This window comes from Pseudomonas nitroreducens, assembly GCF_024170165.1.
Lineage (GTDB): Bacteria > Pseudomonadota > Gammaproteobacteria > Pseudomonadales > Pseudomonadaceae > Pseudomonas > Pseudomonas nitroreducens_C.
Genome location: NZ_JALJXP010000003.1, coordinates 190,525 through 215,795 on the forward strand (window position 1 = coordinate 190,525; position 25,271 = coordinate 215,795).

A 25,271-nucleotide genomic window follows, 5' to 3' on the forward strand; every position below is an offset into this window, starting at 1 on the left:
CTTACTTCTTCAGCTCAACGCGACGGTTCTGGGCCCAGGACTGCTCGTCGTGGCCAGTGGCAACCGGACGCTCTTTGCCGTAGGAAACCAGTTCCAGCTGAGCCGGGGAAACGCCCTGCAGTACCAGGTAGCGTTGAACGGCCTTGGCACGACGCTCACCCAGAGCCATGTTGTACTCGCGGGTGCCGCGCTCGTCAGTGTGACCTTCCAGGACTACGCGCTGGCCGGAACCTTTCAGGTCCTTGGCGTGTACGTCCAGGGCACGCATGGCTTCCGGCTTCAGATCGGAGCTGTCGTACTCGAAGTAGAAGGTGGTGATAGCGCGCAGAGCGGCTTCGTCGCTCAGGGAGCCGTCAACGGCACCGCTGTTGGCGCCGTAGCCAGCGTTCGGATCAACGCCGCCATTGGCGCCTTCGCCAGTAGCATCGCCTTTCTTGGACGAACAGCCGACGGCAACAGCCATGGCGAGGGCGATAACGGCAAATTTGCCGAATTTCAGCATTTCCATCATGTAACTCCTAATGAACCCCAGTGTATAAATTTGGAACAGTTGGCAACCGTCAGTTCAGGTAAGGGGACCAGGAAGGCTCGCGCACGTCGCCTTGAGCGGTGGGTAGCGGTAACCGAACACGTCCGTTGATGCTCACGAGCATCAACACGCCCCGGTCCTGCTGGCGGGTGGCGTATATTAGCATCGTGCCATTTGGCGCAACAGTGGGCGAATCATCCAGGTTGGTGTTGGAAAGTACCCGGAGATTGCCGCGCTGAAGGTCCTGCGCCGCGATCTGGAAGTTGGTGAAACCGTCCTGGCGGTGAACCATGACCAGGGTCTTCTCGTCCGCCGACAGTTTCGGGTTGGCGTTGTAGTTGCCGATGAAGGTCACGCGGTCGGTAGCGCCCGAGTTCACGTTCATCTTGTAGATCTGCGGCTTGCCGCCACGGTCCGAGGTGAAGTACAGGGTCGAGCCGTCCGCGCCCCAGAAGGGTTCGGTGTCGATCGCCGAGTTGTTGGTCAGGCGACGCAGCTGACGGCTGCCCAGGTCCATCACGTAGATTTCCGGGTTGCCATCGCGCGACAGCACGAAGGCCAGGCGGTTGCCGTCCGGCGAGAAGGCCGGGGCGCCGTTGAGGCCTTCGAAGTTGGAGATCTGCTCGCGACGACCGGTGTCGACGTACTGCATGAAGATGCGCGGACGCTTCTGCTCGAAGGACACGTAGGCAATACGGCGGCCATCGGGCGAGAAGCGCGGCGAGAGGATCGGCTCGCGCGATTGCAGCAGGGTCACCGGGCGCGCACCGTCATAGTCGGAGCGCTGCAGGGTATAGCGGGTGTTGTCCACTGAGAAACGCTCCGCGGTCACGTAGAGCAGTCGAGTGGAGAACGCGCCCTTGATGCCGGTCAGCTTCTGGAACGACTGGTCGGCGATGTAGTGCGACATGTCGCGCAGCTGGTCGGTGGTGCCGCCCACGCTGCCGGTCAGGACCTGCTCCTGGGTCGCCACGTTGAGCAGGGCGTACTGGATCTGCAGACGGCCGCCATTGGGCACGATGCTGCCGACCAGCACGTACTGCGCGCCAAGGGCCTGCCAGTCGCGGTAGATCACTTCGCTGGCCTGGGCCGGCTGGCTGATCATGTTCTGGCGCGGGATCGGCTCGAAGTAACCGGAGTTGCGCAGGTCGTTGCCGATGATGTTCGACATGTCTTCGGGCAGGACATTACCGCCCTGCCAGCCGAACGGAACCACGGCGATCGGGACGGCCGAGTCACGACCGCTGGAGATCACCAGCGGGTCGGCGGCCTGCGCTGCGCCGGCCACCAGGGCCAGGGCGAAGAGCGCGAAGCGAATCAGGGTACTCACAGATCTAAATCCTCCGGTTTGAAGACCATTCGGCGCTGACGATACAGGCTATCGAAAGTGGCACGATCCAGTTTTTGCAGTTCGGGAACACGGCCCACGTTTTTGACCGCTGCCACCGCCGAATCGTCGAACGGTTTGTCACCACTGGAGCGGGTTACGCTTACGCCGGTGATGGCTCCGCTCGGCAGCATCTGAATCAGTACTTCTACGCTCATTCCGTTACGAGCTGAAGGAGGACGACTCCACTGCTGGCTCACCAGGCTGACGATCAGATCGTCGAAGTTGCCCGCCACCTCGTCACCTTGCTCGTCGGCCAGCGCCTGTTGCCGTTGCGTGTCGTTGGACAGCAGGTCGGCCAGCGCCTGGGCCTTCTTGTCTTCCGTGGCCTTGCGGGCTGCGGCAGCGGCTGCAGCAGCAGCCTTCTTCTTCGCAGCCTCGACCGCGGCAGCCTTCTTCTTGGCATCATCCGCGGCGGCTTTTTTCTTCGCGTCCTCGGCGGCCTTTTTCTTGGCCTCCTCGGCAGCTTTCTTCTTCGCCTCTTCAGCGGCCTCTTTCTTGGCCTCTTCCTCGGCTTTCTTCTTGGCTATATCCGCCTGCTGTTTCTGCTCGGCAGCCTTGGCCTCAGCCGCCTTCTTGGCAGCTACGGCGGCATCGGCCGCTTTCTTGGCGTCGTCTGCCTTCTTGGCTTCAGCGGCTTTCTCAGCGGCATCTGCAGCCTTTTGAGCTGCATCGGCCTTCTTTTGTTCCTCGGCTTTCGCAGCAGCCAATGCCTGCTGCTCAGCCTTCTTCTGCTCGAGCTGCTCCTGCTCGTATTGCTTGGCCGCGGTTTTCTTGGCCTCGCCGGCTATCTTCTGGTTGGTCTGCTGGGTCGCCTGGCTCTTGGACTTCAGCTGGTACAGGGTAGCCTGGACGATCGGCCGCGAAGGCGGCAGTTCAGGCGTACTGGCCCAGCTGACAAACAGCATGGCGAAGATCAGGACATGCAGGGCCACGGCCAGGACCGTGGGCCAGAAGTAGCCTTCCGATTGAGAGCGCTCGAGCTGGTGCATCAACTACCTGGTGCCTCGGTAATCAGACCGACGTTGCCGACTCCGGCTTTCTGCAGACCGCCCATGACGGCCATGACAGAGCCATAGTCGACTGCCTTGTCCCCACGGACGAAGACCTGGACTTTCTTACCCTGACTGCTGTTCTGCGCCATGATCGCGGTAGCCGCAGTCACCAGCTGATCGAGGTCAACGGCAGTCTGGCTGGCCTTGCCCTGATCCGGGTCCACTTCGGAGCCCATGTTCCAGTAGTAGGTCTTGTCGGCCTTGATGGAGATGGTGAGCACGCGGGAATCGTTATCCTGCGGCAGCGCTTCGCTGGAAACCTTGGGCAGGTCGACCTTGACGCCCTGGTTGAGCATGGGCGCGGTCACCATGAAAATGACCAGCAGCACCAACATCACGTCGATGTAGGGCACCACGTTCATTTCCGCGACCGGCTTGCGCTTGTGACGAACTCTTGCCATGACGGCTTACCTCTTGGTCGTCGATCAATCGTCGCTGGTGTGCACTTTGCGGTGCAGGATCGCCTGGAACTCGTCGGCGAAGGTGTAGTAGCGACCGATGAGCATTTCCGAGCGGGCGGCGAAACGGTTGTAGGCAATGACCGCGGGAATGGCCGCGAACAGGCCGATGGCGGTGGCGATCAGTGCTTCGGCGATACCCGGCGCCACGGTGGCGAGGGTGGCCTGCTGCACGGTGGCCAGGCCACGGAAGGAGTTCATGATGCCCCACACGGTGCCGAACAGACCGATGTACGGGCTGGTGGAACCAACGGTGGCGAGGAACGGCAGGCTGGTTTCCAGCTTCTCTTCCTCACGGGAAATGGCGACGCGCATGGCGCGGGAAACGCCTTCCATCACCGCATCCGGGTCAACGCCGGCCTGCTGGCGCAGACGGGAGAATTCCTTGAAGCCGGCACGGAAGATCTGCTCGACCCCCGAATCCGGATCGGGGTTGCTGCCCGCCTGACGATAGAGCTTGGACAGGTCGATGCCCGACCAGAAGCGCTCCTCGAAAGTATCCAGGGCCTTCTTCGCCGAGCGCATCATGTTGCTGCGCTGGAAAATCATGATCCAGGAAGTGACCGATGCGGCCACCAGGGTCAGCATCACCAGCTGTACCACGACGCTGGCGTTACTGATCAAGCTCCACATGGAAGTATGGTCGACGACGTTCGGTTCCACGTTAATCTCCTGCTGAAAGGGTGTCCGGACTGCCGGCAAATGCCGCACGCAACACATCTGGGATAGCGCGGGGTTTCAGGTTGTCCGCCCGCACGCACGCCACCAGGAATCGCCCCTCGCAGAGCAAGGTCGAATCCGACGCCCGTCGAACCTGTTGACGAAACTTCAGGCTCGCACGGTTCAACTCCTCCACCTCGACGCTGACAAGCAGCTCGTCATCCAGGCGGGCCGGCGCGTGATAGCGTGCCTGCGCCGAATGAACGACGAAAAGCAGGTTCTCCCCCGCCAGCTGTGACTGGGCGAAGCCCAGATCACGCAGCCGCTCGGTACGAGCCCGCTCCATGAACTTGAGGTAGTTGACGTAGTAGACGATGCCGCCGGCATCGGTGTCCTCGTAATAGACCCGATACCGCTGCTGGAACGGCTGACCCCCGTGTTGCGCGCGCATACTCTAGAACCAAGTAAAGACTTTGCCAATCGGCAATCGTCTACAAATGCAATTAATTACCATCTTCAGGGACGAACAGATCCGATGTCGTCCCCTCCCCCATCCGCTTTGGCACGTTCAGGCCGAAATGCAGGTACGCATGCCGGGTCACTACACGCCCCCGAGGTGTGCGCATGATATAGCCTTGCTGGATCAGGTAGGGCTCCAGCACGTCTTCAATCGTGTGTCTTTCTTCGCTGATGGCCGCGGCCAGGTTGTCGATGCCCACCGGGCCACCGTCGAACTTGTCGATCATGGTCAGCAGCAGGCGGCGATCCTGATGATCGAAGCCTCTTTCATCCACATCCAGCAGGTTCAGCGCCTTGTCGGCGATGTCGCTGCTGATGTGCCCGGTGCCCCGCACCTCGGCGAAATCCCGCACCCGCCGCAGCAGGCGGTTGGCGATCCGCGGCGTGCCGCGGGCGCGCCGGGCAATCTCGTAGGCGCCCGCCGGCTCGATCTCAAGGCCAAGGATGCCCGCCGAGCGAGCGACGATGCTGGACAGGTCGTCCACACCGTAGAACTCCAAACGCTGCACGATGCCGAAGCGGTCACGCAGCGGGTTGGTCAGCATGCCGGCGCGAGTCGTCGCGCCCACCAGCGTGAACGGTGGCAGGTCGAGTTTGATCGAGCGCGCAGCCGGGCCCTCGCCGATCATGATGTCCAGCTGGAAGTCTTCCATGGCCGGGTAAAGCACTTCCTCGACGATGGGCGAGAGGCGATGGATTTCGTCCACGAACAGCACATCGTTGGGCTCGAGGTTGGTCAGCAGCGCCGCCAGATCGCCGGGGCGCTCCAGCACGGGGCCGGAGGTGCTCTTGATCGAAACCCCCATTTCCTGGGCGATGATGTTCGCCAGGGTGGTCTTGCCCAGGCCGGGCGGGCCGAAGATCAGCGTGTGATCGAGGGCCTCCTTGCGCCCACGGGCCGCCTGGATGAACAGCTCCATCTGCTCACGCACCACCGGCTGCCCGACGTAGTCGGCCAGCTTCAGCGGGCGGATGGCGCGGTCGAGCTGCTCTTCGCGGTCACGACCGGTTACAGAGGAGATCAGGCGATCGGCTTCGATCATCGATGGCTACCTAGACCATGCCCTTGAGGGCACGGCGGATGAGTTCTTCGCTGGACAAACCTTCTTCCTGCACGGCGGCCACGGCGCGGCTCGCCTCCTGGGGTTTGAAGCCCAGGGCGATCAGCGCGCTGACCGCATCGGACTCGGCGCTTGAGACTGCGCCAACCCGCTTGGGTTCCACCACCAGCGGTGCGATGGACGGAATATTCTCCCACGCCTTGAAGCGATCTTTCAGCTCCACCAGCAGGCGCTCGGCGGTCTTCTTGCCCACGCCCGGGATCTTCACCAGGGTGGAAGTATCCTGTGCCTGCACGCAACGCACCAGCTCATCGACTTCCAGGCCCGACATCAGCGCCAATGCCAGCTTCGGGCCGACGCCATTGAGGCGGATCAGCTCGCGGAACAGCTCGCGCTCGCGCTTCTCGGCAAAGCCATAGAGCAGGTGGGCATCCTCGCGCACCACCAGGTGGGTGTGCAGGGTCACCGGCTCGCCCAGGCTCGGCAGGCGATACAGGGTGGTCATCGGCACTTCGAGCTCATAGCCCACGCCATTCACGTCGACGATCAGGTGCGGCGGTTGCTTTTCCGCCAGGGTGCCACGCAGGCGTCCAATCACGGGTGTTTGTCCTTGCTCAATGTTTTTCCGGATATCACAGGCGCAGGCGACCGCCACGCCGACGGGCGCCTACCAGGCCATGCGGCACCAGGCTCTGACGGGTGTGGGCGTGGCACAGGGCAATGGCCAGGGCGTCGGAGGCGTCGATCTGCGGCTTCTGCACCAGCTTGAGCAGGTGCATGACCATCATCTGCACCTGCTGCTTGTCCGCGCCACCGGTGCCGGCAATGGCCTGCTTGACCTGGCTCGCGGTGTACTCGGCGATCTGCAAGCCTTCTTCCGCCGCCGCGACTATGGCCGCGCCCCGTGCCTGCCCCAGCTTCAGCGCCGAGTCGGCGTTGCGCGCCATGAACACCTGCTCGATGCCCATCATGGTCGGCTGGTAGGTCTGGATGACCTCGCGCACGCCACGAAAGACGATCTGCAGGCGCTCGAACAGCTCGCCGTTGCCGGTACGGATGCAGCCCGACGCCACGTATTCGCAGCCACGGCCGGTGTCGCGCACCACGCCGAAGCCGGTAATCCGTGAACCTGGGTCGATGCCGAGAATCAGGGTCATGTCCGTCCGATCAAACCTTGTCCGTAACCTGTACTTCAGATAACAAAAACCGGAAGCGGGAGGCGCCGCTGACGACCACTCCCGCTTCCGGCTTCAGACCAGCGCCGGTGGTGGGATCAGCCCAGCTGGGCCATCACCTCGTCCGGGATCTCCGCATTGGAGTAGACGTTCTGCACGTCGTCCAGGTCTTCGAGCATATCGATCAGCTTGAGGACCTTCTGCGCAGTGTCCAGTTCCAGGGACGCGGTGGTCGACGGGATCATGGTGATCTCGGCGTCCTCGCCCTTGAAGCCGGCTTCGGTCAGCGCTTCGTTGACCGAGATGAAGTCGGCGAAGGTGGTGAAGACGTCGATGGAACCGTCATCGTTGACCACCACGTCGTCGGCGCCGGCTTCCAGCGCGGCATCCATCAGGGCTTCTTCGTTCACGCCCGGCGCATAGCTGATCTGGCCCTTGCGCTCGAACAGGTAGGCCACCGAACCATCGGTACCCAGGTTGCCGCCGCATTTGCTGAAGGCATGGCGCACTTCGGCCGCGGTGCGGTTGCGGTTGTCGGTCATCGCTTCGACGATGATCGCTACACCACTGGGCGCGTAGCCTTCGTAGGTCAGCTCGGCCATGTTGTCCGCTTCGCTGGAGCCCACACCGCGCTGGATGGCGCGGTCGATGGTGTCGCGGGTCATGTTGGCGGTCAGCGCCTTGTCCACGGCCAGGCGCAGACGCGGATTGTCCGCCGGGATCCCCCCGCCCTGCTTGGCAGCGACGGTCAGCTCACGAATGAGCTTGGTGAAGATCTTGCCCTTCTTGGCGTCCTGACGTTCCTTGCGGTGCTTGATGTTGGCCCATTTGGAATGACCAGCCATAACTCACTCCGTATCGCTTGTTTGCTTCGCACGCGGCGCCCGGCTTGCGGGCGCCGCGGCAATCTGGATCGACTTAATCGGCGGCCTTCTGCTGCTCGCGCAGGCGGATGTTCAGCTCGCGCAGGGCCTTGGCATCCACGGTACCCGGAGCCTGGGTCATGACGTCGCCGGCGCTCTGGGTTTTCGGGAAGGCGATGACTTCGCGGATAGAGGCTGCGCCGGTCATCAGCATCACCAGACGGTCCAGACCGAAGGCCAGGCCACCGTGCGGCGGTGCGCCGTACTTGAGGGCGTCGAGGAGGAAGCCGAACTTCTCTTCCTGCTCCGCATCATCGATGCCGAGCACGCGGAATACCGCCTGCTGCATGGACTTGTCGTGGATACGGATGGAGCCGCCGCCCAGTTCGGTGCCGTTGAGCACCATGTCGTAGGCACGGGACAGCTTGCCGGCCGGGTTGGCCTCCAGCTCTTCCGGGGTGCACTTGGGTGCGGTGAACGGGTGGTGCAGAGAGGTCAGGCTGCCGTCGTCGTTCTCTTCGAACATCGGGAAGTCCACGACCCACATCGGCGCCCACTCCTTGGTGAGCAGGTTGAGGTCATGGCCGACCTTGATGCGCAGCGCGCCCAGGGCGTCGCAGACGATCTTGGCCTTGTCGGCACCGAAGAACACGATGTCGCCATCGACTGCGCCAACGCGATCGAGGATATCGTTCAGGTTCGGCTCGGCAATGTTCTTCACGATCGGCGACTGCAGGCCTTCGACGCCCTTGGCGCGTTCGTTGACCTTGATGTAGGCCAGGCCCTTGGCGCCGTAGATGCCGACGAACTTGGTGTAGTCGTCGATCTGCTTGCGCGGCATGCTCGCACCGCCCGGAACACGCAGGGCGGCTACGCGGCCCTTCGGATCGTTGGCCGGGCCGGAGAACACCTTGAACTCGACGTCCTTGAGCTGATCGGCCACGTCGACCAGTTCCAGCGGGATACGCAGGTCAGGCTTGTCCGAACCGTAGCGGCGCATGGCCTCTTCGAACGGCATGTGCGGGAATTCGTCGAACTCGACGTTCAGCACTTCCTTGAACAGCTGGCGCACCATCTTCTCGGTGATCTCGATGATGTCGCTTTCTTCGAGGAAGCTGGTCTCGATGTCGATCTGGGTGAATTCCGGCTGGCGGTCGGCACGCAGGTCTTCGTCGCGGAAGCACTTGGCGATCTGGTAGTAGCGGTCGAAGCCGGCCACCATCAGCAGTTGCTTGAACAGCTGGGGCGACTGCGGCAGGGCGAAGAAGTGACCCGGGTAGGTGCGGCTCGGCACCAGGTAGTCACGCGCACCTTCCGGAGTCGGACGACCAAGGATCGGGGTTTCCACGTCGAGGAAACCGTTGTCGTCCAGGTAACGACGGATGCTGCTGGTGATGCGCGCGCGCAGCTTCAGCTTGGCGGCCATCTCCGGGCGACGCAGGTCGATGAAGCGATAGCGCAGGCGGGTTTCCTCGCCTACGTCGGAGTATTCGTCCAGCGGGAACGGCGGGGTTTCGGCCTGGTTCAGCACTTCCAGCTCGTGACCCAGCACTTCGATGGCGCCGGAGGCCATGTTCGAGTTGCGCGCGCCTTCAGGGCGCAGGCGGACCTTGCCGGTGATCTTCACCACGTACTCGCTGCGCACGCGGTCGGCCTTGGCGAAGGTCTCGACGCGATCCGGATCGAACACCACCTGGGCCAGGCCCTCGCGATCGCGCACGTCGAGGAAGATCACCCCGCCGTGGTCGCGGCGACGGTGTACCCAACCGCAAAGAGTGACTGCCTGGCCGTCCAGGCTCTCGTTCAACTGGCCGCAATAGTGGCTGCGCATCATGGTGTGTTTCGCTTCTCGAAAGTCTTGAATTCTAGGGAACCGCTCATTCGCTGGCGGAGCAGCCGCCACCACCGCTAGCGGTGGCCGAAGAGGCCGCTGAGGCATCGCCGGAGGCAAGGTTCTTCTTCGCTCCGGTCTTGAAGTCAGTCTCGTACCAACCGCTGCCGCCCAGGCGGAAACCCGGGGCCGACAACATCTTCTTCAATTCGGGAGCCTTGCAGGCCGGACAATCGACCAACGGCGCATCGCTGATCTTCTGCAGCGATTCCAGCTGATGCGCGCAGGACTGGCACTGGTACTCGTAAATCGGCATGAGGCACCTTGACTGATCACACTGCCACGGGCCCGCGTCCCGCGGCAAAGACGCGGATTATAGCCTGAAAAATCCGCAGGTTGCAGCCAGGCTCCGGTGACGGAAAAGCCAGCCGGGCACACAGCCTTTTAATAGATTCGTTCAATCGATCGCCTTGATATAGACCAAGAGCTTCGTCCCCACCCCGGTGTTAGCCTCGAATCCAACGCTTTGAATCACACATGCCACGATGAGGAGATCGCCATGGACATCGATATCGGAATCGCCAAACAGGATCGCGCCGCCATCGCCGACGGCCTGTCCCGTCTTCTGGCCGACACCTACACGCTGTACCTGAAGACCCACAACTTCCACTGGAACGTCACCGGACCGATGTTCAACACCCTGCACCTGATGTTCGAGGGACAGTACACCGAACTGGCTCTGGCCGTGGACAGCATTGCCGAGCGCATTCGCGCACTGGGATTTCCCGCCCCAGGAACCTACGCCGCGTATGCCCGCCTGTCGTCGATCAAGGAAGAGGAAGGCGTGCCGGACGCCGAGCAGATGATCCGCCAGCTGGTGCAGGGCCAGGAAGCCGTGGTGCGCACCGCGCGCAGTATCTTCCCGCTGGCCGACAAGGTGGCCGACGAGCCGACTGCCGACCTGCTGACCCAACGCATGCAGGTACACGAGAAGACCGCCTGGATGCTGCGCAGCCTGCTTGCCGAGTAATCCGTCCTTATATAAGGAAGCCCGCCGCCAGGTGGGCTTCCCACCCCTACGAATGGCCTAAGCGGTTGATTTGAGAAGGCAAGTGGTTTGCTGTTAAATAACCGCCGTGCGTTTCGCGCATAGGCCGCCCAGCACGCTTTCATTTTCCTTTCCGGCGTCGCACCTGGGACGGCTGCTTCTTTTTTCGTTACCCGCTCAAGGTGAATCCGTAGCCATGCTCAAAGCCGTCCATCTCGTGACGGGCGTCGCCGCACTCGTACTGTCCCTTATCCCGAGCCTGCGTAGTGATGCCCTGCCCTATCTGCAACAGAGCGATGCCATCTACCTGGCCCTGCTCGGCCTGACCAGCCTTCTGCTCGCCCCGGGCAGCCACCTGAAACAGCCTTCGGCCCTGCAAGGCCTGGCCACCGCCCTGGTGGTGCTGGCTGTCGTGCTTCAGGTGCTGATCCTGCTCGCACCACTGCCCTTCATCGGCGAACAGCCAGCCATCGTGCTGCCACTGCTGAGCCTGGCGGGCGCCGTCGTCCTGCAATGGATCGCCAGCCTCAACAAACCGAGCGCCAGCGCCGCCGTCGAAACCTTCGCCGGTGCCGACCGCGAAACCGGCACCGTGAAGTGGTTCAACACCTCCAAGGGCTTCGGCTTCATTTCCCGCGATTCGGGCGAGGACATCTTCGTCCACTTCCGCGCCATTCGTGGCGAGGGCCACCGCATCCTGATCGAAGGGCAGCGCGTGGAATTTTCGGTGGTGCAGCGCGACAAGGGCCTGCAGGCGGAGGACGTGATCGCCGCCCTGCCCAACCGCCGCTAAGCACTGCCCCATGAAAAAGCCCGCCGATCGGCGGGCTTTTTCATTCCCGCATCAATAGTGCGGCGGCGGAGCATCATCTTCCGCAACGCCAACCTGGCCCTGCAGGTCTTCCAGGCGCTTGAGCAGCGCCTGCATCTGCAGACGGGTGCGTTCGATCACCCGCTCCTGCTCGTAGACCACGTCGCTGAGGGTTTGCAGTGCGTCATCCTGGAAGGCCAGCCGGCTCTCCAGGTCCATCACTCGAGTCTCCAGATCCATCATTCACTCCTGACCGAAGCGAAATCCATCGCCCAGCGCCATGCGCAGCTTCTCGCGCACCCGCGCCAGCTCTTCTTCTTTATAGGGAACCGCCGGGTGCTTGCCCCAGACCGGCCCCGGCCAGGCGACGTCGCCCTGCTTGCGCACGATCACGTGCACATGCAGCTGACTGACGACGTTGCCGAGATTGGCCACGTTCATCTTGTCCGCATCGAAAGTGTCCTTGAGCACTTCCGCCAGCTGAGTCGCCTCGCGCCACAGCTGTTGCTGATCGGCGGAATCCAGCTGAAAGATCTCACTGACGTCTTCGCGACGTGGAACCAGGATGAACCACGGGTACTGCGAGTCGTTCATCAACAACAGGCTGCTCAGCGGGAAATCACCCAGTGCAACGGTGTCCTGCTGGAGACGGGAATCCAGGGCGAACATAAGACCTCTCCTGTTCGACGAGCCTTGTTTAAGCCTAGCCCCACGGGGGAGCCGAAAGGCGCGAAGAATACTAGAGAGCCCTTCCGGCGAACATGCCCGACCGGCGCATCGCACTGGAGCACACCCATTGTGGCGCCGCACCAGGATCGCGCATGGCGCGGATTGGCATATCCCGACAACAGGTGCGTGCAGGAATCTGCACGGCAATCCCGGCCATCAGCAGCGAAAAATCGTTTAAACAGCTACAACTACGGGATGCCAGAAAACGACATGCGCGCTCGTGGATGTTGCAAATCCCCAACGGAAGCCGTGAAATGCGTCGACACGTCGCAAGACGAACACTGTGAAGGCGGCTCCGGGCATTTGTGCACGGTTGTTGCTAGAGGCAAGGACAACGCACCGACGACCACCCCAACCGGAGAAGTGGGCGCGGAGGCGGGAGAACATAAGAAGTGGTCAATGGAATAGAGAACCACAAGGACTGAAGCATCAATGAAGCAATCAGGGGGCAATCTCTTTTTGCAACACGAGAACTGCTTGAATGCGACATGCGTCATGCAGCTTTGCGACAGTCCCGTAAAGATTTTGTGTGTTCATTTGGGCAACTATCGCCAACTGAACACGCGTGCTATAAGTTAGCGCCGACAAAAAAAGAAAGAGCCATCACCGCGGCAATAGTGATGGCGAATAATTTCAAAACCAAAGGAGCAATCACAATGAAAGTGATGAAGTGGAGCGCCATCGCCCTGGCCGTTTCTGCAGGCAGCACACAACTGGCAATGGCCGAGCCCTTCGTAGGCAATCAGGCTGACGCTAAAGGCTTTGTCGAAGACAGCAGCCTGAACTTCCTGGTTCGCAACTACTACTTCAATCGCGATCAGCGCAATGGCGGCGGCAACGTGGCCGACGCCTCCAAGGCCAGCGGCTACAAGAACGGCTACCGCGAAGAATGGACCCAGGGCTTCTGGGCCAACTACAACTCTGGCTTCACCCAGGGCACTGTAGGCTTCGGCGTTGACGCCTTCGGCTACCTCGGCCTGAAACTGGATTCCGGCCGCGGCCGTACCGGTACCGAGAACTTGGCAATCAGCGACGACGGCACCCCGCAGGATTCCTTCGGCAAAGCCGGCGGCGCCATCAAGGTCCGCGTTTCCAAGACCGAGCTGAAAGCCGGTGACATGCAGCCGACCGCACCGGTGTTCGCCGTTGGCGGCACCCGCCTGCTGCCGCAGACCGCTAGCGGCCTGGCCATCATGAGCAGCGAGCTGGAAGGTCTGGACGTCGAAGGCGGCCACTACTACTCCGGCACCAGCCAGAACGACACCAGCCACGACGGTGAAATCTGGGCCAACTACGCTGGCGTAACCGGCAACACCGCCGACTTCGTTGGCGGCAAGTACGCCTTCTCCGACAACTTCAGCGCCTCCCTCTACGGTGCCAAGCTGGAAGATGTCTGGAACCAGTACTACACCAACCTGAACTACACCCTGCCGATCGCCGATGACCAGTCCCTGGGCTTCGACTTCAACTACTACAACACCAAGGACGAAGGTTCGGCCAAAGCTGGCAAGATCAGCAACAACGCCTTCTCCCTGGCTGCCGCTTACACCCTGAGCGCTCACACCTTCACCCTGGCCTTCCAGAAAGTGAATGGCGATACCCCGTTCGACTACATCGGTATCGGTGACAACAACAAGGGCGGCGACTCGATCTTCCTCGCCAACTCCGTTCAGTACTCCGACTTCAACGGCCCGGGTGAAAAATCCTGGCAAGCCCGTTACGACCTGAACATGAAAGAGTACGGCGTACCGGGCCTGACCTTCATGGGTCGTTACATCAACGGTCAGGACATCGACGGCACCAAGGCAGTCGGCACCGCTTACGAAGGTCTGTACGGTGAAGATGGCAAGCACCACGAAACCAACCTGGAAGCCAAGTACGTGATTCAGGAAGGCGCTGCGAAGGATCTGTCCTTCCGTATCCGTCAAGCCTGGCACCGCGGCAACTCCGACCAGGGCGAAGGCGACGTGGACGAGTTCCGCCTGATCGTCGACTACCCGCTGTCCGTGATGTAATTCACGACACGCAGGTAACAAGAAAGCCCGGCATCTGCCGGGCTTTTTTATTGCAACTTACCTACAACTTCGAACGTATCTGTTACATCGGCAATACATAGGTGCCGGTTACATGGGCGACCAACTCCTGCGGATTGCTGACCGAGTAGACAGCCACTTCGCAAACCACCTGCCGGCGTCCCAGCTTCAATATCTTCGCTTCGGCCAACAGATCTTCCGGCTTGGGTTTGCTGAGAAAGTTGATATTCAGGTTGGAAGTAACGGCCATCTCGACGTTATCCAGCTGCGCCAGGATCACCGCGTACATCGCCGCGTCCGCCAGAGCCATGATGGTCGGCCCGGACACCGTTCCGCCCGGCCGCACCAGCTTTCCATGGAAGGGAATTCGCGCGAAGGCGCTGCGCCCTTCCAGGGCATCGATGCGGAAATCCATCTCGTCCGCCATGGGCAATCCCGCGCGGATGAACGCCTGTACCTGCGCCGCATTCAATCGACTCACACCACTCCTCCGTCTCCACCCGCCGCGCGCTGTACGCAGCCAGACCTGCACCGTACAATGCCCAGCCTATATTCCCCTTCGCAACCGACAAAACGGCCAAAGATGCGTACCAGTCAGTACCTGCTGTCCACCCTGAAAGAAACCCCTTCCGATGCGGTCGTCATCAGCCATCAGCTGATGCTGCGCGCCGGCATGATCCGCAAGCTGGCGTCCGGTCTCTACACCTGGCTGCCAATGGGTCTGCGGGTACTGCGCAAGGTGGAGACCATCGTTCGCGAAGAGATGAACGCCGCCGGCGCCCTGGAAGTGCTGATGCCGGCCATCCAGCCCGCCGAACTGTGGCAGGAATCCGGCCGCTGGCAGCAGTACGGCCCCGAGCTGCTGCGCCTGAAGGATCGCCATGACCGCGACTTCTGCGTCGGCCCGACCCACGAGGAAGTGATCACCGATCTGGCGCGCAACGAGCTGAACAGCTACAAGCAGCTGCCGATCAACATGTACCAGATCCAGACCAAGTTCCGTGACGAGATCCGTCCGCGCTTCGGCCTGATGCGCGGCCGCGAGTTCATCATGAAGGACGCCTACTCCTTCCACGCCAGCCAGGACTCGCTGCAGGCGACCTACGACGTCATGTACGGCGCGTACAGCAAGATCTTCACCCGCCTGGGCCTAGACTTCCGCGCCGTGCAGGCCGACAACGGCTCCATCGGCGGCAGCGGCTCCCACGAATTCCACGTGCTGGCCGGCTCCGGTGAGGACGACATCGTCTTCGGCGAATCCACCGACTACGCCGCCAACATCGAGAAGGCCGAGGCCCTGCCCCGTGAATCTGCTCGTGGCGCGGCCAGCGAAGAGCTGCGTCTGGTCGACACTCCCGAGACCAAGACCATCGCCGCCCTGGTGGAAAAATTCGGCCTGCCGATCGAGAAGACCATCAAGACCCTGGTGGTGCACGCCGCCGAAGAAGGCAAGCTGATCGCCCTGGTCGTCCGTGGCGACCATGAGCTCAACGAAATCAAGGCCGGCAACCACCCGCTGGTGGCCAGCCCCCTGCAGATGGCCAGCGAAGCGGACATCAAGGCCGCCATCGGCGCCGCCCCCGGCTCCCTCGGCCCGCTGAATCTGCCGCTGCCCTGCATCATCGACCGCTCTGTCGCTCTGATGAGCGACTTCGCCGCCGGCGCCAACGTCGACGACAAACACTACTTCGGCGTGAACTGGGAGCGCGACCTGCCGGTACCGGAAGTCGCCGACCTGCGCAACGTCGTCGAAGGCGACCCGAGCCCGGACGGCAAGGGCACCCTGATCATCCGCCGCGGCATCGAAGTCGGTCACATCTTCCAGCTCGGCACCAAGTACAGCGAAGCCATGAAGCTCTCCGTACTGGGCGAGAGCGGCAAGCCGGTCACCCTGATCATGGGTTGCTACGGCATCGGCGTATCCCGCGTGGTCGCCGCCGCCATCGAGCAGAACTACGACGACCGCGGGATCCTCTGGCCGGCCGCCCTGGCGCCCTTCCAGATCGCCATCGTGCCGATGAAGTACGAGAACGAAGCCGTACGCACCGCCACCGACAAGCTCTACGCGGACCTCACCGCCGCCGGCTTCGAAGTGCTGCTGGACGACCGCGACAAGAAGACCAGCCCCGGCGTGAAGTTCGCCGACATGGAGCTGATCGGCATCCCGCACCGCATCGTCGTCAGCGAGCGCGGCCTGGACGAAGGCACCCTGGAGTACAAGGGCCGCCGTGACGCCGAGTCGCAGCCTGTCGCCCTGTCCGACCTGCAAGCCTTCATCACGGCCAAGATCCGCAACTGAGCAGAGCGATGTCCACCGGAAGTACCACAAGCCTCGCGGCTGCCGCCCTGTGCGGCAGCCTCCTGCTGAGCGGCTGCGCCAACCAGCTGTCGCAACGCAGCGAGCATGAAGAGCGGGTCGAGCGAAAGCTGCTCGACCACAGCCTGCAGATCGACGTGGGCACGCCAGGCACCCTGGAACTGCCGCAGCGCCGCATTCGCGTGCAGGAACAGAAGACCTTCGAAGTCACCGAGTTCGAGGTCACCCGTCGCTACGACCGCTATACCCCGTACCAGGGCTGGCGCAAGGTCTACGAAATGCCGCTGGGCATCGTCGCCTTCGTCGGCGGCATCGGCGCCAACGTGGTCAACGTGTTCGCTCTGGGCAACCTGCCCGAGAGCGTCACCCGCGGCTGGATCCGCTACGGCATCGACGGCATGAACCCGTTCATGAACGTCGAATCCAATGGCCGCGCCGAGCAGAACCTGGCGTCGATCGACGAGAAGCAGCGCGACAAGCGTACCGAGTACTCCAGCCTGCCCTGGTCGGAGCGCCCGGTCACTGTCACCGCCGGCAAGAACTCCCAGGAGCTGCTGACCGACCGCCACGGCGTGTTGCGCCTGAACCTGCTGGAAGGCCCCTTCAGCGACGACGAAGTCAGCCGTATCGGCCGTCTGCAGTTCAGCGTCCAGGATCCTTCGGACGATACCCGCGCCGACGCCAGCCTGCTGGTCAGCCGCTCCCTGCGCGGCAAGCTGCAGGAAGCCCACGCGCTGATCTATGACGACCTGGAAGGCGATGACGTGCACCACTGGGTGCACCGGGTGAAGCGCCTCTCCGACCTCGGTCTGGAAGAGGAAGCGAGCGAGCTGGAACAGAGCCTGATCGAGCTGACCCGCAACGATCCGGAGCTGCAGAAGGAGTTCCTCCACAGCCTGATGACCGACGCCGGTCGCCTGGCAGCGGACCCCGGCGCCAGCAACTGACGCCTAGCGGCGAACGATGAAGCCGGTGATGCCCTGGGGTGTCATCGGCTGCAGCTCCACCGCCGCCACCTGCGCCTTCACCGGCCCGCGCGCCAGCCACTTCTCCAGCTCGCGCACCGCCTCTTCCTCGCCCTCGATCAACAGCTCCACGCGCCCGTCTTCGAGGTTGCGCACCCAGCCATCGATTTCCAGCCGGTCGGCCTGCTCCTGGGTGCTCTGGCGGTAATACACGCCCTGAACCTTGCCGCTGATGTAGCCGTGCAGACAGATCCTCGCCATCACTGCTTCTCCTCGCGCAACGCGCTCAGGCGCGCCTGCAGGCCGGCAGCGGTCTGCTCACCGAGCAACTGCTCGCGCATCTTGCCCTCAGGGTCGACGATGTAGGTTACAGGCAGCGCTTCGCTGCGTGGCAGGCTGAAGCGCGACGCAGGGTCATCGGCCAGCACGGTGTACTGCACGCCCAGGTCCTGCGAGGCCTTCGCCAGGTCCGCGTCGCGCAGCCCGTCGAAGTTCACCCCCAGCACCCGGAAGCCTCTGGTCTTGCCCTCTTCCGCCAGTTGATTCAGCTCGGGAATCTCCTTGCGACACGGCGCACACCACTCCGCCCAGTAATTAATAACTAGCCACTGGCCATCTATCCTCGCAGCGGGTACTTTCTGTCCATGCTGATCGGTGCCATAGTCCGCCGAGCAACCGGCCAGGATCAGGCCGGCCATCAAGCCCATCACAATACGGAGCCGCACTCCCATGCCTTCAATCCTCGTGTATGCGGGGTGGTCATGATGCTCGATGCCCTGCGCCTGGAGGTGCCGGACATCCTCGAAGAAGATGCCGAGGCAATGAGCAACCTGGCGGTCAGGCTCCAGGAATCGCGGCAACAGCCCCTGCAGGAAGGTCTGCAGAAGGCTCTGGGCACGCTGTTCCGCCTCAACCGATGCGCTCTGACCTTACTGGAAAGACAACGCGCCCTGCAAAGCCTCAGCGAAGAATACCGGCATTACGAACGACTGATCCGCCAGGAAAGGACGCCGCCGGCGCTCTTCGTGCACTTCTGCAGCGAACTCGCCGCCGGCTTCAAGCGCCTGTTGCTGCAGATCCTGCACGGCCGCAAGCCATCGCGACCGCACATGGCCTGGTGCCTGTACATGGCCCAGCACTTCCTCGCCCAGGCCCTGCTGCGTCACTACCAGCAATACCAGCAGCCGCCGGGCAGCCTGTGGCGCGACAGCCACCTGCTGTACTGGATCGGTGAGCACCAGGAGTGCCTGGACGAGCCGGTTGCGGCAGCTTTCGACCCGATTCCGGCCGGTACCTTGCGCGGGCTGTACCAGCAGATACTGCTGCTGGCCCTGAGCAACCCTTTCCACCTGACCGAGGGCGAAGCTCCCCAGCTGTTCTCGGCCCTGGCACCGCTGGCCGCGCTGGGCCGCCTGCTGCCCTGGGACGACGAGGAACAGGAAGGCTTCGTCGTCGACCTCGGCTCGGACGAGCCCTGCCTTGCCGTCGAACAGGCCGCTGACGCCCCGGTCGATCAACTGCGCCGACTGGAGCTGGGCGCCCTGCTGATTGCCCTGCACGACCCGGCTCCGCTGCGCCGCCTGGACCAGGGCGTGTTACTGGAACGCGTCCGCCACCATTGGCTGGGACACCAGACGCGCCGCCATGAGCGTGCCGAACAGAAGGGCATCTGCCGCGTAGTCGTCGGCCTCCCGGCTATTCAGCAACACCTGCTGGACAGCTCGGCCAGCCCCTGCCGGGAAGCGACGCTGATGGACGCCAGCGCAGGCGGCGCCCGCATCCTCTGCACCGGCCAGCAAGCCGGGCAGTTGCCGGTCGGCCAGCTGCTGCTGATCCCCGGCAACGGCGGCACACCAACCCTCGCCGTGGTGCGCTGGCGACACCTCAACAACGACGGGTTGCACCTCGGCCTGCGCTACCTGAAGGGGCTTCCCCGTCCGGTCTGGCTGCGCCGCGCGCCTGACGCACAGCGTCACCCCGGCGTCCTGCAGAGCACGCCGGAACCGGGCAACGGCTGGTATCACGGGCTCTGGGTGCCCCAAGGGCAGTTCGTCGAAGGCGAGAACCTGTGGCTGCAACTGGCCAGCTTCGACAACCAGACCATCCTGCCGCTGCCCGTCGCCAACCTCAGTACGCCATTGGTAGCTCGCCACCCGCTGCGCCTGGCCTGATTGTCGGATTTGGGAGAGATGTCACAGGCAAGATCGGCAGCAAGCCCGGAATACCTGGACACCATCTCCTTATAATTCGCACGTTCGTCCTGACTTTCGGGGCGACTCTCGCCAGCCGATTATTCAGCGGCCTTCAGAATGCGACTGGCGCCAAGCACGCCAGCCTCCATCGACAGGACAGCCCGATGCAGCCTACAGACCAGCTTGTCAGCAAGGTTCCCAGCCATATTGTCGCTAGCGCAAGGCCGGCCAATGCGGCCAACGGGGGACGACTGGCCGACTTCAATGTCGCGGTCTGGCTACATTTGCCCGGCGTGGCGGAACTGCCGGTCACGCTGCTGCTCAGCTACCGTGACGGCGAGCGCAGCCGGGAAGTGGTGATCGACCATGGCACGGTCAACAAGCAGAGCCGCATCCTGCTGTCTGCCGTCGCCCGGCTGCCGTTTTCACAGCGGATCGAGGATGCGCAGATCAAGCTGCGCGCGGCCATCCCCCTGTCGAGGGTAATCGCCGAGGAAGTCTTCATGCAGGCGGTGGAACAGCAGGCCGGCGCAACGCGTCCGGTAGCCACCAGCCTCTGAAGGCTCAGCCCAGCTGACGCACCAGCGTGTCGTCGTCCGACGACTCGACTGCAGCGGGTTCGGCAACGTCCTGCGAGACGGATGGCAGGAGCGATTCGGGCCAGCTGCTGAACTGCAGACCAGTAATTCTATTCAACCGCTCCAGGGCGCTCGTCAGATCGCGCTGATGCAGATGTACTACGTTGTTCTGGTCTTTTTTCATGGTTTCGCTGGCCCTGGAGGAACTTCTGAAGGACTCCTGTGTCCTGAATCCTTCATAGCCAGAACTGTGCCAATTCTGAAATAGCCAGAAATGGCGCATTTCTGAAGTGGTACAAAGCCGTCAAAGCATCAGATTCGCCGCAAACTGACGTTTTGCGTCACTCGGAATGTGACGGCTTCAACCATTTCGCCAGACTGTCGCCGAACAGCTCCTGGCGATCCGCCTGGTAACGCGCCAGCGTTTCGCGCAATTCCGGGTACCAGGGCTCGTCCAGCTCCGCCGGCAGCGCCTCCAGGCAAGGCAGCGGCCAGGGGCTGCGATTGAGCAGGTGATGCAGGCTGTAGCTGCCCAGGTCACGGCACAGCACCCAGGCAGCAGTGGTCGAGCCGGCACGGCATACCAGTTGCTCGCCCTCGAGGAAGTCCAGCACCTCTTCCCACTCGTCTTCCGGCAGCAGCCAACCGGCGCGGTGCAGATGCACCAGGCGCGTTGGCAGGCCGTGGCGCTGGCGGTCGAAGAACACCCGCAGCACACCAAGGATCACCAGCAGACGCGGCATGGCGCGACGGCGCCAGAGCCGGGTAGAGGACAGGTTGCAGACCAGCTCGGCGCCGAACAGCACGATCAGCCAGGACAGATACACCCACAGCAGGAACAGCGGCACCGTGGCGAAGGCGCCATAAATCAGCTTGTAACCGGGGAAGAAGCTCACATAGAAACCGAACAGCGACTTTGCCGCCTCGAACAGGATCGCGGTGAACGCACCGCCTGCCAGCGCATGCAACACCGGTACGCGGGCATTGGGAACCGCAGCGTAGATCAGCGTGAAGGCTGCCACGCTGGCCAGCAGGGGCATGAACTTCAGCAACGTCGCGGCACCGGGCAGCGCATGGGGGCCGGAAAGCAGCGACAGCGAAGTGATGTAGGTGGATACGGCGAAGCCGGTACCCAGCAGCAGCGGGCCCAGGCTGAGGATCGCCCAGTACAGCAGGAAGCGGGTCACGCCCCGACGCGGCTGTCGTACGCGCCAGATGGCATTGAAGGCCTTCTCGATGGTCACCAGCATGGTAAAGGCGGTGACCGCCAGGAAAGCCACGCCCAGCCAGGTCAGATGCCGCGCCTGCACGGTGAAATTGCGCAGATAGGCCTCGACCGCCTCGCCAGTAGACGGCACGAAGTTGCGGAACACGAACAGCTGGATGCGCTCGCCCATACCCTCGAAGGCCGGCACGGCCGAGAGCATGGCGAAGGTCACGGTCATCATCGGGACGACCGCGAACAGCGTGGTGTAGGTCAGGGCCGCGGCGCTGTTGGGCGCCTTGTCGGCCAGGAAGCGCTGGACCAGATAGCGGCCGAACTCGACCAGGCCCTGCAAGCGTTCGTGCATGGAATATCCTTTGGCTGCACTGAAAAACCGTCCTCGTAGATCGCGGCGAACGACAGCGGTTCAGTCCAGTCCGAGGAGGCGGTTAGAATAGCCGCCACTTCATCGGCCTTGCGAGTCCCGGCACATGAGCCAGATTTCACTTTTTCACAATCCGCGCTGCTCGAAATCCCGCGGCGCCCTCGAATTGCTCGAGGAGCGCGGCATCCAGCCCCAGATCATCCGCTACCTGGAAACCCCGCCCAGCGCCGCCGAACTCAAGGCGCTGCTCGGCAAGCTGGGTATCAGCGCGCGCCAGCTGCTGCGCACCGGCGAAGACGAATACAAGCAACTCGACCTGGCCAACCCGGCACTGGGCGATGAGCAACTGATCGAGGCCATGGCCGGCCATCCCAAGCTCATCGAGCGACCAATCCTGGTAGTTGGCGACAAGGCGGTGATCGGCCGTCCGCCGGAAAAAGTGCTGGAGATCCTGCCTTGAGCGCTCCCTACGTTCTGGTCCTTTACTACAGCCGCCACGGCGCCACCGCCGAGATGGCCCGGCAGATCGCCCGAGGCGTCGAGCAGGGCGGGCTGGAAGCGCGCGTGCGCACGGTGCCGGCGGTTTCCACCGAGTGCGAAGCCGTTGCCCCGGACATCCCGGCCGAAGGCGCGCTCTACGCCACCCTGGACGACCTCAAGGACTGCTCCGGCCTCGTCCTCGGCAGCCCGACCCGCTTCGGCAACATGGCCGCGCCGCTCAAGTACTTCCTCGACGGCACCAGCAGCCTGTGGCTGACCGGCGGCCTGGTCGGCAAGCCGGCAGCGGTGTTCACGTCCACCGCCAGCCTGCACGGCGGCCAGGAGACCACCCAGCTGTCGATGATGCTGCCGCTGCTGCACCACGGCATGCTCATCACCGGCATCCCCTACAGTGAGCCCGCCCTGCTGGAAACCCGCGGCGGCGGCACGCCCTACGGCGCCAGCCACTTCGCCACGGCCGACGGCAAGCGCAGCCTGGACGAACACGAAATCACCCTGTGCCGCGCGCTGGGCAAGCGCCTGGCCGAAGTCGCCCGCAAACTGGAGAGCTGAATGGCCCGCAAGAACAAACCGCTGCCGCCCATGGAATGGCTCAAACCCCGGCTGGCCGCCAGCCGCGCGGTCGCCCTCGGCAGCTTCATCGGGCTGATCCTGCTCATCGTCATCTGGGACCTGCTGTTCGCCGACGCCCACGGTGGCGCGCGCTGGGTGCCGTGGGTCTTCCTCGGCTTCAAGCTGCTGCCGCTGCTGGTGGTGGCGCCGGGGATCCTGATCGGCAGCGCGCGCGGTCACGCCTGGGCGTGCTACGTGATCAACCTGTACTTCATCCTCGGCGTGCTCAACGCCTTCGATCCCAACCATGCCATCTTCGGCTGGGCGGAGATCATCCTCAGCGTGTCGCTGTTCTGTTCGGCGCTGATGTACACGCGCTGGCGCTTCCAGTACGACCGCAAGCTCGCTGGCGAAGGCGAAGAAGCGCAGCAGGAAGCCGCGAGCGTCTGATCGGAGAACCGCGAATCAGGGAGACCGGGGCTTACCAGCCCATGGTTTCCTTGAGGAAGGGAATGGTCAGCTTGCGCTGGGCCTGCAGCGAGGCCTTGTCCAGCTCGTCCAGCAGGTCGAAGAGGAACTGCATGCTGCGCGCGCCGCGGGTGAGGATGAAGCGTCCCACTTCGTCGGTCAGGTGCAGGCCACGGCGCGAAGCACGCAGCTGCAGGGCGCGCAGCTTCTCGTCGTCGGTCAGCGGGTGCAGTTGGAAAATCAGCGAAAGCGTCAGGCGGGACTTCAGGTCCGGCAATTTCACCTTCAGCTCGCGCGGCGATACCGAGGCCGACAGCAGCAGCTTGCGGCCGGAATCGCGCAGGCGGTTGAACAGGTGGAACAGCGCCTCTTCCCATTCGCGCTTGCCGGCCAGGGCGTCGAGATCATCCAGGCACACCAGCTCGCGCTGTTCGAGATTGTCGAAGATTTCCGGACCGTAGGCCACCAGGTCCGCCATCGGCAGGTAGACCGACGGCTCACCCAGTTGCTCGGAACGAATGCAGGCGGCCTGCAGCAGGTGGCTGCGGCCGACGCCTTCGGCGCCCCAGAGATAGATCAGGCTTTCCGTCCACCCCGCCTCGGGCTCGCACAGACGCTCGACATAGCCGAGCGCCGCGGCATTGGCACCGGGGTAGTAGTTGGCGAACGTTGCGTCATCGCGCAGGCGTACGCTGAGTGGGAGCTGCATAGGAGTCATGCCGGGCCGGGCGTTTCTTCAATCGCTTGGGGTGGGCCTTGGTGACTGAAAGTTTATCCAAATCAGAAGGATAACGCAGCTACCACGTGCGACTCAGAGCCGCCGGTGCCGGGAAGCGGGGCTTTGCCCGCCCCCGGAGCGCTCGTCACCAGTGGAAGCGCAGGGCGTTCTGCGCCGGTACGGCCGCATTCGGCACCGGCTGGCCGTTGGCATCGACCGCCGGTTGCGCCGGTTCGGCCGGGGCTTCCTGCAGGCGGGCCAGGGCCAGCTGCGCGCGCAACTGCTCAGTGCTGGCGGTCACACGGTAGACCAGATTCCTGCCCTGGACTTCCACCAGCTTGGCGCCCATCGGCTCCAGCAGGCGCGAAACCTCGGCGTAACGGGCCAGGTCGGCGCCTTCGATCTGCACGACCTGGGCCGAAGCAGAACCGGCCGAACCGACGAAGCGCTGCGACAGGCGCTGGGAAACACCGAGCATCACCGCATCGGCCAGCGCATCCGGAGTATCGCCCTGGGCCTGACCCTGCTCGCGGGAATCCCCCATCCACACGCGCCAGTTGGCGGTCCACTTGCCGTCGGCTTCCTTGGCGTCCACCGCCAGCAGGGCGTCGGCGCCGTAGCGCTCGGAGGCGGATTTCAGTGCGTCCGGCTGGGCGGCACTGAGGTTTTCGGGAGTGCCGACCTGCTGCTCGCTGAGGTCGGCGATCGGCAGGCGCAGCGGCAGGCCACGGCGCTGCGCCGCACGGTTCAGCGGGGCGGAGGCTTCCTGGCTGTCACCCACCAGGCTGCTACCGTTGGCGCTTTCGTTCAGCCACCAGGCCAGCACGCTCGGGCGGCTGGCGCCCCACACCGGCAGGCCGGCCTGGCGCAGGGCGTTGTCGGTGGCGGTCGGGTCGAAGTCCACCACCAGCGCCATGGGCGGGCCATTCTCGAAACCGTACTGACTGATCAGCTGCTGCGGGTCCTTGAAGTAGCCGGCCAGGGCCGGGCTCTGTGCCGCGCCGGCATTGCCGGTCAGGCGCAGCACCAGGGTCTGCAGGGCGCGGGTCAGGCCGGCATTGCGCTCGTCCGGCTGCTGGGAAGCGACCGGTTCGTGCACCTGGTACAGGTTGCCCAGTGTTTCAGCGAAGGACGGCAGGCTGAACAGCGACAGGCAGAGGATCAACAGGCGGGCGGTCAGGCGCATGGCGGGCTCTCGCGGCAAAAACGAAGATGCCAGCGTGCAACGAGCT

General features: G+C 63.4%; 31 protein-coding genes and 1 pseudogene. 11 read left to right on the forward strand and 21 right to left on the reverse strand.

Going from position 1 to position 25,271, the window contains the following annotated elements; translation table 11 throughout:
- Position 1 precedes the first annotated feature (1 nt).
- The 12 genes from pal to J2T47_RS07980 form a co-directional block, all read right to left on the reverse strand.
- Positions 2–508, reverse strand: a complete 507-nt coding sequence (pal, locus tag J2T47_RS07925) for a peptidoglycan-associated lipoprotein Pal (RefSeq protein WP_017522099.1) — start codon at positions 506–508, stop codon at positions 2–4.
- Between the two features lie 52 nt (positions 509–560).
- The gene (tolB, locus tag J2T47_RS07930) at positions 561–1,859 is read right to left on the reverse strand and encodes a Tol-Pal system beta propeller repeat protein TolB (protein ID WP_253444383.1); all 1,299 of its coding nucleotides are present in this window, start codon (positions 1,857–1,859) and stop codon (positions 561–563) included.
- A complete protein-coding gene (tolA, locus tag J2T47_RS07935) occupies positions 1,856–2,911 on the reverse strand; it encodes a cell envelope integrity protein TolA (RefSeq protein ID WP_253444386.1) in 1,056 nt (351 codons plus the stop codon). The genes tolB and tolA overlap by 4 nt, the downstream gene beginning before the upstream one ends.
- Positions 2,908–3,372: a protein TolR gene (tolR, locus tag J2T47_RS07940; protein WP_081520162.1), complete on the reverse strand. Its 465-nt coding sequence runs from the start codon at positions 3,370–3,372 to the stop codon at positions 2,908–2,910. The genes tolA and tolR overlap by 4 nt, the downstream gene beginning before the upstream one ends.
- Positions 3,373–3,396: 24 nt before the next feature.
- Positions 3,397–4,092: a protein TolQ gene (gene tolQ / locus J2T47_RS07945; RefSeq protein WP_024763367.1), complete on the reverse strand. Its 696-nt coding sequence runs from the start codon at positions 4,090–4,092 to the stop codon at positions 3,397–3,399.
- A gap of 1 nt (position 4,093) precedes the next feature.
- Positions 4,094–4,540, reverse strand: coding sequence for a tol-pal system-associated acyl-CoA thioesterase (ybgC, locus tag J2T47_RS07950; protein WP_253444389.1), 447 nt, complete (start codon positions 4,538–4,540; stop codon positions 4,094–4,096).
- A gap of 52 nt (positions 4,541–4,592) precedes the next feature.
- The gene (gene ruvB / locus J2T47_RS07955) at positions 4,593–5,651 is read right to left on the reverse strand and encodes a Holliday junction branch migration DNA helicase RuvB (RefSeq protein WP_253444392.1); all 1,059 of its coding nucleotides are present in this window, start codon (positions 5,649–5,651) and stop codon (positions 4,593–4,595) included.
- 10 nt (positions 5,652–5,661) lie between these two features.
- Positions 5,662–6,267, reverse strand: a complete 606-nt coding sequence (gene ruvA, locus J2T47_RS07960; RefSeq protein ID WP_253444395.1) for a Holliday junction branch migration protein RuvA — start codon at positions 6,265–6,267, stop codon at positions 5,662–5,664.
- Positions 6,268–6,301: 34 nt separating this feature from the next.
- Positions 6,302–6,826, reverse strand: coding sequence for a crossover junction endodeoxyribonuclease RuvC (ruvC, locus tag J2T47_RS07965; protein ID WP_081520158.1), 525 nt, complete (start codon positions 6,824–6,826; stop codon positions 6,302–6,304).
- A gap of 116 nt (positions 6,827–6,942) precedes the next feature.
- Positions 6,943–7,689 (reverse strand): YebC/PmpR family DNA-binding transcriptional regulator, encoded by a 747-nt coding sequence (locus J2T47_RS07970; RefSeq protein WP_253444398.1) that lies wholly within the window; start codon positions 7,687–7,689, stop codon positions 6,943–6,945.
- Positions 7,690–7,762: 73 nt separating this feature from the next.
- The gene (gene aspS / locus J2T47_RS07975; RefSeq protein ID WP_253444401.1) at positions 7,763–9,541 is read right to left on the reverse strand and encodes an aspartate--tRNA ligase; all 1,779 of its coding nucleotides are present in this window, start codon (positions 9,539–9,541) and stop codon (positions 7,763–7,765) included.
- Positions 9,542–9,584: 43 nt separating this feature from the next.
- Positions 9,585–9,854, reverse strand: a complete 270-nt coding sequence (locus J2T47_RS07980; RefSeq protein WP_253444405.1) for an FmdB family zinc ribbon protein — start codon at positions 9,852–9,854, stop codon at positions 9,585–9,587.
- Between the two features lie 243 nt (positions 9,855–10,097).
- Between J2T47_RS07980 and J2T47_RS07985 the strand changes: the two genes are divergently transcribed.
- The 3 genes and pseudogenes from J2T47_RS07985 to J2T47_RS29325 all read left to right on the forward strand — a co-directional run bounded on the left by J2T47_RS07985 (position 10,098) and on the right by J2T47_RS29325 (position 11,379).
- The gene (locus J2T47_RS07985; RefSeq protein ID WP_253444408.1) at positions 10,098–10,568 is read left to right on the forward strand and encodes a Dps family protein; all 471 of its coding nucleotides are present in this window, start codon (positions 10,098–10,100) and stop codon (positions 10,566–10,568) included.
- Between the two features lie 214 nt (positions 10,569–10,782).
- Positions 10,783–11,094, forward strand: a pseudogene (locus tag J2T47_RS29320) (cold shock domain-containing protein membrane protein); the annotation flags it as partial.
- 84 nt (positions 11,095–11,178) lie between these two features.
- Positions 11,179–11,379: a cold-shock protein gene (locus tag J2T47_RS29325; RefSeq protein WP_184589952.1), complete on the forward strand. Its 201-nt coding sequence runs from the start codon at positions 11,179–11,181 to the stop codon at positions 11,377–11,379.
- A 51-nt stretch (positions 11,380–11,430) separates the two neighbouring features.
- On the opposite strand, the gene J2T47_RS07995 is transcribed toward J2T47_RS29325, so the two are convergent.
- Together J2T47_RS07995 and J2T47_RS08000 are read right to left on the reverse strand one after the other, a co-directional pair.
- Positions 11,431–11,637, reverse strand: a complete 207-nt coding sequence (locus J2T47_RS07995) for a SlyX family protein (protein ID WP_045210356.1) — start codon at positions 11,635–11,637, stop codon at positions 11,431–11,433.
- 3 nt (positions 11,638–11,640) lie between these two features.
- The gene (locus tag J2T47_RS08000) at positions 11,641–12,066 is read right to left on the reverse strand and encodes an HIT family protein (protein WP_253444411.1); all 426 of its coding nucleotides are present in this window, start codon (positions 12,064–12,066) and stop codon (positions 11,641–11,643) included.
- A gap of 716 nt (positions 12,067–12,782) precedes the next feature.
- On the opposite strand from J2T47_RS08000, the gene J2T47_RS08005 reads away from it, so the two are divergent.
- Positions 12,783–14,141, forward strand: a complete 1,359-nt coding sequence (locus tag J2T47_RS08005; RefSeq protein WP_253444414.1) for an OprD family porin — start codon at positions 12,783–12,785, stop codon at positions 14,139–14,141.
- 82 nt (positions 14,142–14,223) lie between these two features.
- Here the strand turns inward: J2T47_RS08005 and J2T47_RS08010 are convergent, their stop codons facing one another.
- Entirely contained in the window at positions 14,224–14,631 is a 408-nt protein-coding gene (locus J2T47_RS08010) for a PaaI family thioesterase (protein WP_139791665.1), read from the reverse strand.
- A 111-nt stretch (positions 14,632–14,742) separates the two neighbouring features.
- Here J2T47_RS08010 and J2T47_RS08015 point away from each other — a divergent pair, with 111 nt between their 5' ends.
- Positions 14,743–16,458: a proline--tRNA ligase gene (locus J2T47_RS08015; RefSeq protein WP_253444417.1), complete on the forward strand. Its 1,716-nt coding sequence runs from the start codon at positions 14,743–14,745 to the stop codon at positions 16,456–16,458.
- Between the two features lie 8 nt (positions 16,459–16,466).
- Positions 16,467–17,423, forward strand: a complete 957-nt coding sequence (locus tag J2T47_RS08020; protein ID WP_253444422.1) for a hypothetical protein — start codon at positions 16,467–16,469, stop codon at positions 17,421–17,423.
- A gap of 3 nt (positions 17,424–17,426) precedes the next feature.
- Here J2T47_RS08020 and J2T47_RS08025 read toward each other — a convergent pair whose 3' ends face one another.
- Both J2T47_RS08025 and J2T47_RS08030 read right to left on the reverse strand, forming a co-directional pair.
- On the reverse strand, positions 17,427–17,702 hold the full coding sequence (locus tag J2T47_RS08025) for an acylphosphatase (RefSeq protein ID WP_253444425.1): 276 nt from the start codon (positions 17,700–17,702) through the stop codon (positions 17,427–17,429).
- Positions 17,702–18,172 carry a TlpA disulfide reductase family protein gene (locus J2T47_RS08030; protein WP_253444428.1) on the reverse strand — a complete coding sequence of 157 codons (471 nt, stop codon included), beginning with the start codon at positions 18,170–18,172 and terminating at the stop codon, positions 17,702–17,704. The genes J2T47_RS08025 and J2T47_RS08030 overlap by 1 nt, the downstream gene beginning before the upstream one ends.
- 30 nt (positions 18,173–18,202) lie before the next feature.
- On the opposite strand from J2T47_RS08030, the gene J2T47_RS08035 reads away from it, so the two are divergent.
- A complete protein-coding gene (locus tag J2T47_RS08035; RefSeq protein WP_253444431.1) occupies positions 18,203–19,612 on the forward strand; it encodes a PilZ domain-containing protein in 1,410 nt (469 codons plus the stop codon).
- A gap of 185 nt (positions 19,613–19,797) precedes the next feature.
- Entirely contained in the window at positions 19,798–20,193 is a 396-nt protein-coding gene (locus J2T47_RS08040; protein WP_253444434.1) for a hypothetical protein, read from the forward strand.
- Positions 20,194–20,197: 4 nt separating this feature from the next.
- Here the strand turns inward: J2T47_RS08040 and J2T47_RS08045 are convergent, their stop codons facing one another.
- Positions 20,198–20,395, reverse strand: a complete 198-nt coding sequence (locus tag J2T47_RS08045; protein WP_253444438.1) for a hypothetical protein — start codon at positions 20,393–20,395, stop codon at positions 20,198–20,200.
- A gap of 157 nt (positions 20,396–20,552) precedes the next feature.
- On the reverse strand, positions 20,553–21,782 hold the full coding sequence (locus J2T47_RS08050) for a YihY family inner membrane protein (RefSeq protein ID WP_253444440.1): 1,230 nt from the start codon (positions 21,780–21,782) through the stop codon (positions 20,553–20,555).
- A gap of 124 nt (positions 21,783–21,906) precedes the next feature.
- Between J2T47_RS08050 and arsC the strand changes: the two genes are divergently transcribed.
- The 3 genes from arsC to J2T47_RS08065 are packed head-to-tail and all read left to right on the forward strand — an operon-like array spanning position 21,907 to position 23,303.
- Positions 21,907–22,260, forward strand: coding sequence for an arsenate reductase (glutaredoxin) (gene arsC, locus J2T47_RS08055; protein ID WP_253444442.1), 354 nt, complete (start codon positions 21,907–21,909; stop codon positions 22,258–22,260).
- A complete protein-coding gene (wrbA, locus tag J2T47_RS08060; protein ID WP_253444444.1) occupies positions 22,257–22,853 on the forward strand; it encodes an NAD(P)H:quinone oxidoreductase in 597 nt (198 codons plus the stop codon). The genes arsC and wrbA overlap by 4 nt, the downstream gene beginning before the upstream one ends.
- Positions 22,854–23,303, forward strand: coding sequence for a DUF2069 domain-containing protein (locus J2T47_RS08065; RefSeq protein WP_253444446.1), 450 nt, complete (start codon positions 22,854–22,856; stop codon positions 23,301–23,303).
- A 31-nt stretch (positions 23,304–23,334) separates the two neighbouring features.
- Here J2T47_RS08065 and hda read toward each other — a convergent pair whose 3' ends face one another.
- Positions 23,335–24,039, reverse strand: coding sequence for a DnaA regulatory inactivator Hda (gene hda / locus J2T47_RS08070; RefSeq protein ID WP_253444448.1), 705 nt, complete (start codon positions 24,037–24,039; stop codon positions 23,335–23,337).
- Positions 24,040–24,184: 145 nt separating this feature from the next.
- Complete coding sequence (locus J2T47_RS08075) at positions 24,185–25,225, reverse strand: DUF2066 domain-containing protein (RefSeq protein ID WP_253444450.1); 1,041 nt, start codon at positions 25,223–25,225, stop codon at positions 24,185–24,187.
- Positions 25,226–25,271: the final 46 nt, after the last annotated feature.

Bases quoted from the DNA above. Each gene is read 5' to 3' on its own strand.
- pal (WP_017522099.1), bottom strand. From the start codon at position 508: ATGGAAATGCTGAAATTCGGCAAATTTGCCGTTATCGCCCTCGCCATG.
- tolR (WP_081520162.1), bottom strand. From the start codon at position 3,372: ATGGCAAGAGTTCGTCACAAGCGCAAGCCGGTCGCGGAAATGAACGTG.
- ybgC (WP_253444389.1), bottom strand. From the start codon at position 4,540: ATGCGCGCGCAACACGGGGGTCAGCCGTTCCAGCAGCGGTATCGGGTC.
- ruvB (WP_253444392.1), bottom strand. From the start codon at position 5,651: ATGATCGAAGCCGATCGCCTGATCTCCTCTGTAACCGGTCGTGACCGC.
- ruvC (WP_081520158.1), bottom strand. From the start codon at position 6,826: ATGACCCTGATTCTCGGCATCGACCCAGGTTCACGGATTACCGGCTTC.
- J2T47_RS07970 (WP_253444398.1), bottom strand. From the start codon at position 7,689: ATGGCTGGTCATTCCAAATGGGCCAACATCAAGCACCGCAAGGAACGT.
- aspS (WP_253444401.1), bottom strand. From the start codon at position 9,541: ATGATGCGCAGCCACTATTGCGGCCAGTTGAACGAGAGCCTGGACGGC.
- J2T47_RS07980 (WP_253444405.1), bottom strand. From the start codon at position 9,854: ATGCCGATTTACGAGTACCAGTGCCAGTCCTGCGCGCATCAGCTGGAA.
- J2T47_RS07985 (WP_253444408.1), top strand. From the start codon at position 10,098: ATGGACATCGATATCGGAATCGCCAAACAGGATCGCGCCGCCATCGCC.
- J2T47_RS07995 (WP_045210356.1), bottom strand. From the start codon at position 11,637: ATGGATCTGGAGACTCGAGTGATGGACCTGGAGAGCCGGCTGGCCTTC.
- J2T47_RS08000 (WP_253444411.1), bottom strand. From the start codon at position 12,066: ATGTTCGCCCTGGATTCCCGTCTCCAGCAGGACACCGTTGCACTGGGT.
- J2T47_RS08005 (WP_253444414.1), top strand. From the start codon at position 12,783: ATGAAAGTGATGAAGTGGAGCGCCATCGCCCTGGCCGTTTCTGCAGGC.
- J2T47_RS08015 (WP_253444417.1), top strand. From the start codon at position 14,743: ATGCGTACCAGTCAGTACCTGCTGTCCACCCTGAAAGAAACCCCTTCC.
- J2T47_RS08020 (WP_253444422.1), top strand. From the start codon at position 16,467: ATGTCCACCGGAAGTACCACAAGCCTCGCGGCTGCCGCCCTGTGCGGC.
- J2T47_RS08025 (WP_253444425.1), bottom strand. From the start codon at position 17,702: ATGGCGAGGATCTGTCTGCACGGCTACATCAGCGGCAAGGTTCAGGGC.
- J2T47_RS08030 (WP_253444428.1), bottom strand. From the start codon at position 18,172: ATGGGAGTGCGGCTCCGTATTGTGATGGGCTTGATGGCCGGCCTGATC.
- J2T47_RS08035 (WP_253444431.1), top strand. From the start codon at position 18,203: ATGATGCTCGATGCCCTGCGCCTGGAGGTGCCGGACATCCTCGAAGAA.
- J2T47_RS08040 (WP_253444434.1), top strand. From the start codon at position 19,798: ATGCAGCCTACAGACCAGCTTGTCAGCAAGGTTCCCAGCCATATTGTC.
- J2T47_RS08045 (WP_253444438.1), bottom strand. From the start codon at position 20,395: ATGAAAAAAGACCAGAACAACGTAGTACATCTGCATCAGCGCGATCTG.
- J2T47_RS08050 (WP_253444440.1), bottom strand. From the start codon at position 21,782: ATGCACGAACGCTTGCAGGGCCTGGTCGAGTTCGGCCGCTATCTGGTC.
- arsC (WP_253444442.1), top strand. From the start codon at position 21,907: ATGAGCCAGATTTCACTTTTTCACAATCCGCGCTGCTCGAAATCCCGC.
- J2T47_RS08065 (WP_253444446.1), top strand. From the start codon at position 22,854: ATGGCCCGCAAGAACAAACCGCTGCCGCCCATGGAATGGCTCAAACCC.
- hda (WP_253444448.1), bottom strand. From the start codon at position 24,039: ATGACTCCTATGCAGCTCCCACTCAGCGTACGCCTGCGCGATGACGCA.
- J2T47_RS08075 (WP_253444450.1), bottom strand. From the start codon at position 25,225: ATGCGCCTGACCGCCCGCCTGTTGATCCTCTGCCTGTCGCTGTTCAGC.